The organism is Mesorhizobium sp. M7A.F.Ca.ET.027.03.2.1 (assembly GCF_003999175.1).
Taxonomy (GTDB): Bacteria; Pseudomonadota; Alphaproteobacteria; order Rhizobiales; family Rhizobiaceae; genus Mesorhizobium.
Map to the genome: position 1 here is coordinate 1 of NZ_RZOM01000469.1, position 4,555 is coordinate 4,555.

Genomic DNA, 4,555 nt, shown 5'->3' on the forward strand with positions numbered 1-4,555 from the left:
GCCGGGACAGGGACCCCGCCGCCGATCTCGAGAGGGAACTGCGCGACACCAGAGAGCGCCTGCAATCGACGATCGAGGAATACGAGACCGCGCTGGAGGAGGTCAAATCGTCGAACGAGGAACTCGTCTCCGTCAATGAGGAGGCGCAATCCACCAATGAGGAACTCGAAGCCTCGAAGGAGGAGATGCAGTCGCTCAACGAGGAGCTCAACACGATCAACGCCGAGTTGACGGCCAAGATAGAAGAGCTCGACCACGCCAACGGCGATCTGCGCAACCTGTTCGAAAGCACCGACATCGCGACTATTTTCCTCGACCGCAGCCTTGTAGTCCGCACCTTCACGCCGGCGGCGTCATCCTTCTTCAGCCTGCGCCCCTCCGATGTCGGCCGGCCGCTGACGGATCTGTCGAGCCAACTCGACTATCCCGAGTTGAAGCAGCACATCGACAAGGTGTTCGAGACGGGCGAGATCCTGAATCACCATCTGGCACGCGATGCCAGGGGCCTGTTCCACATGGTCCGCATCAATCCCTATCGCGACAAGGGAAACAGGATCCAGGGCGTGGTGGTGACACTTGTCGATGTCACCACGCTGGCACAGGCGGAAGAGCATCAACAGGTGCTCATCTCGGAACTCAACCACCGGGTCAAGAACATGCTTGCGGTGATCGCCAGCATTGCAAGCCGCACGCGGGAAAGTTCTGATACGAAGGAGGAGTTCGCGGACGCGCTGATCGGTCGCCTGCATGCCATGTCGCGGGCCTACGGCCTGCTGACCCGGGAGAGATGGAAGGAAGCCTCGGTCAGGGAATTGCTCCAGCAGGAGCTCGAACCATTCGGCATCGAGCGGATCGAACTCGATGGCGAGGATGTCAAACTAGGTCCGCAACAGGGGCTTTCCCTGAGTATGGCCATTCATGAACTGGCCACCAACGCGGCCAAGTACGGCGCTTTGTCAAAAACCGATGGCAAGGTCAGTGTGCAATGGTCGATCGAGGACGACAGTTTCACATTTGGCTGGCGAGAAAAGGACGGCCCTCTTGTCAAGGCGCCGTTGGAGAACGGCTTTGGCCTGACCCTGCTGCAGGGAGAAATCGGTTACAGGCTCGGCGGCAATGTCGAGACCGTGTTCCACAAGGACGGCCTCAGTGTCCAGATCGCGTTTCCAGCAAACCACAAGGAGGCGCCGTGAGCGACGACAGGCCGCGCGTTCTGGTGGTCGAGGACGAATGGCTGATCGCCGAAGACATCGCGTCACGCCTGCGTGCGGCGGGTTATCCGGTGATCGGCCCGGTCTCGTCGGCCGCCGCGGCTCGTCAGCTTATCGATGCAGGCAAAGCCGACGTGGCGCTGCTGGACATTCAATTGAACGGTGAAACAAGTCTGCCCGTGGCCGAAACATTGCTGGCTCGCGGCATCCCCTTCGCCTTCATGACCGGATTTGGGCCGCGCGACGTTCCCACACCCTTCCGAAACTGCAAATTCGTGCCGAAGCCGGCAGGCGACGCTGCACTTCTCAACACCCTGGCCGACCTGGCATCGCTTCGTCCCGACAAACACTCGCTGTGATTTCAAGAGGCCGGTTTCGATCAGTCCAGGGGCTTGTCCGTCGGCCTAGGCGTGGTGCTCGCCTGACGCGGCCGCCCCGCGTTTCGATTGGCAACCGGATTGTCCAGCGGCGGAGCCGATGGCCGGGACGTGCCGGCGGTTTTCGGCGTCAGCGGCTTGGCACCGGCATCCGTGTCACTGGCGTCCCGTCTCGGGTGCGGCAGAGCATCGGGGTTTGGCGACCGGACGCTGGGTTTCGATGTGGAATTCTCATTGCTCATGGCGATAGCTTCCTTCGCAGCGGGCGGGCACGACAGTCTCGTCGCCCTGAGTTTATTCTGCGGGTCAACCGCCGCCACGGTCGAAAGTTCCAGGTTCCTCGGCGTCGGTGCTATCCTTGGCGGGGAATCCGCGCAAGGTGGACCCCGTGCAAGATGCCGACATCTCAGCCATGCGGTCGCATTACCACCTTGATGCAGCCATCCTGCTTGTCACGGAACGTCTTGTAGAGGTCTGGTCCCGCTTCGAGGTCTGCCCGGTGCGTGATCACGAAGGAGGGATCGATGTCGCCCTTCTGCACCATGGCCAGGAGCGGTTCGAGATAGCGTTGAGTGTGCGTCTGACCCATCCGGAAGGTCAGGCCCTTGTTCATGGCGGCGCCGAACGGGATATGGTCGACGAGGCCGATATAGACGCCGGGGACCGAGATGGTGCCGCCTTTGCGGCACGAGTAGATTGCTTCGCGCAGCACATGCGGTCGGTCGGTGCCGAGGTAGACCGCGGCCTTGACCTTGTCGAGCATGGAGTCCGCACTGGCGCCGGGATCGGACTCCGTACCGACACAGTCTATGCAGCGATCCGGACCGCGGCCATCGGTCATCGCCATCAAGGCGTCGTAGATATCGGAGTTGCTGAAGTCGAGCGTCTCGGCCTTGCCGTGCTCGCGCGCCATCGCCAGCCGCTCCGGCACCTTGTCTATAGCAATGACGCGGCCGGCGCCGAGCATCCATGCGCTCTGGATGGCGAACTGGCCGACCGGACCGCAGCCCCATATAGCGACGGTATCGCCTGGCTCGATGCCGGCATTTTCGGCCGCCATATAGCCGGTTGGGAAGATGTCGGAGAGGAACAGCACCTGTTCGTCGTCCATTCCGTCCGGCACCTTTATCGGACCGACATCGGCGAAGGGCACGCGCAGATATTCGGCTTGCCCTCCCCAATAGCCGCCGACCAGATGCGAATAGCCGAACAGGCCAGCCGGGGATTGTCCCATCACTTCGGCAGCCTGTTTGGCATTGGGATTGGACCTGTCGCAAAGCGAGAACAGCCCCTTCTGGCAAAACCAGCACTCGCCGCATGAGATGTTGAAAGGCACCACGATGCGGTCGCCCTTTCTAAATTTCGAATGGCCGCTGCCGACTTCGACGACCTCGCCCATCGTCTCGTGTCCGAGCACATCGCCAGATTCCATAGTCGGCATATATCCGTTCATCAGATGCAGGTCCGAGCCGCATATGGCGCAACAGGTGACTTTGATGATGACGTCGCGATCATTCTCGATGGCGGGATCAGCCACCTGATCGCATCGAATGTCGCCTTTGCCGTGCCATGTGAGCGCTTTCATGATGGTGCTCCTGTCTTGGAGAAGGTCGGCAGAAGACTCTGCCGGACTTTTTTGGTTTGCTTGAAGGCCGAAGGTCAGTCTTTGGACGCCGAACCCGGCTCGGCCATCTTGCGATGCTGTTCGGCCAGCGTGCCTGCCGGCGTCACATGCGCTGCGGCGACCTGCAGCTTGTTCTTCCAACCGCTGATGATTTGTTCCTCACCGTCCATCATCGCCTCGTAGCCTGCTTTGGCGACATCGGCGGGATTGTCCTTCTCATCGGTGCCGACCTTGGTATTCATCATTTCGGCGCGTTCGAAGAACCGCGTCTGCGTTGCCCCGGGCATCAGCACGGTGACTGTGACCCCTGTGTCCTGCAACTCATGACGCAGTGCGATCGAGAAGGAATCGATGAATGCCTTGGTGCCGTTGTAGACCGCCTGGAAAGTGCCGGGCATGAAACCAGCGATCGATCCTGTGAAGAGGATGCGGCCTCGGCCGCGGCGTGCCATCCTGGCTCCGAGTTGATGCGCGAGATAGACGGTCCCGGTGATGTTGGTGTCGATGATGCGGCGGATTTTTTTCCAATCCTGATCGACGAAACCACGGCCGAGCCCACGTCCGGCATTCAGGAACAACAGGTCGACATCGCGATCGCCGATCCCGGCGATCAAACGATCGACACCTTCCTCGGTCGCCAGATCGGCCTCGATGGCTTCAACGGTCACACCATGCGAACCGAGCGCCGCGGCAGCCTGCTGGATCGCGGGCTCGTCGGCGGCTATGATCAGGTGGTAGCCGTCCTTGGCGCACAGTTTGGCGAGTTCCTTGCCGATGCCGCTTGAGGCGCCCGTCACCACGGCCAACTTTTCATTCTTCATCACGTCCTCCGAACCTCGCTTCGGCCGAACCACTATCGGGGTTGATTGTTCCGTGCGGGTTGATGCGCGGCCATCCGAGCCATGAACGGAACAACTCAGGTCGATGCGAGTTCGATGTCCGTGCAGCGTCGTTGCTCCCCCTTTTTGATGCTGCATGATCGGGTCCCCTCAACCTGGTTCAGCCCGCGCGTGCCCTGTCCGGGAGGCGCGGGCTTTTCGTGATGGCGACGGTGATGTTTTGAGATCCAGGAGGGAACAACAAACCCGTTCGGCAGTTCGGGGCGCAGGAGGAATAAAATGCAATACGCCGAAGAAATCGCGCTCAGGCGCGTGAAAATGCTGGTCGAACAATATGTCGTCGCCAGGAGCAGGAGATATGATTTCGTCTCGACGGAACTTGCCTGCAAGGCCATTCGCCAAGTCGTACGAAGTCCGATCGAAGACGCCGAGCTAGACCATTTGCTGGCTAGAAGCGCGGTCAAACAGGGGCTCTCGGTGCGGTTTGACCGGATAGGTCATTGG

Annotated in this window: 5 protein-coding genes; 3 read left to right on the forward strand and 2 right to left on the reverse strand. The window is 60.6% G+C overall.

The features are described 5' to 3' along the window. The coding region (locus EN750_RS19895) for a PAS domain-containing protein (RefSeq protein WP_127397417.1) at nucleotides 1-1,193 on the forward strand (1,193 nt) is incomplete at its 5' end. 23 nt (nucleotides 1,194-1,216) lie between these two features. Next, a complete protein-coding gene (locus tag EN750_RS19900; protein WP_245482750.1) occupies nucleotides 1,217-1,570 on the forward strand; it encodes a response regulator in 354 nt (117 codons plus the stop codon). 424 nt (nucleotides 1,571-1,994) lie between these two features. On the opposite strand, the gene EN750_RS19905 is transcribed toward EN750_RS19900, so the two are convergent. After that, entirely contained in the window at nucleotides 1,995-3,173 is a 1,179-nt protein-coding gene (locus EN750_RS19905; RefSeq protein ID WP_127397419.1) for a zinc-dependent alcohol dehydrogenase, read from the reverse strand. Between the two features lie 74 nt (nucleotides 3,174-3,247). Continuing rightward, nucleotides 3,248-4,033: an SDR family NAD(P)-dependent oxidoreductase gene (locus EN750_RS19910; protein WP_127397420.1), complete on the reverse strand. Its 786-nt coding sequence runs from the start codon at nucleotides 4,031-4,033 to the stop codon at nucleotides 3,248-3,250. Between the two features lie 297 nt (nucleotides 4,034-4,330). On the opposite strand from EN750_RS19910, the gene EN750_RS39990 reads away from it, so the two are divergent. Then, nucleotides 4,331-4,555, forward strand: a 225-nt coding sequence (locus tag EN750_RS39990; RefSeq protein ID WP_127397421.1) for a hypothetical protein, incomplete at its 3' end; no start/stop codon positions are given.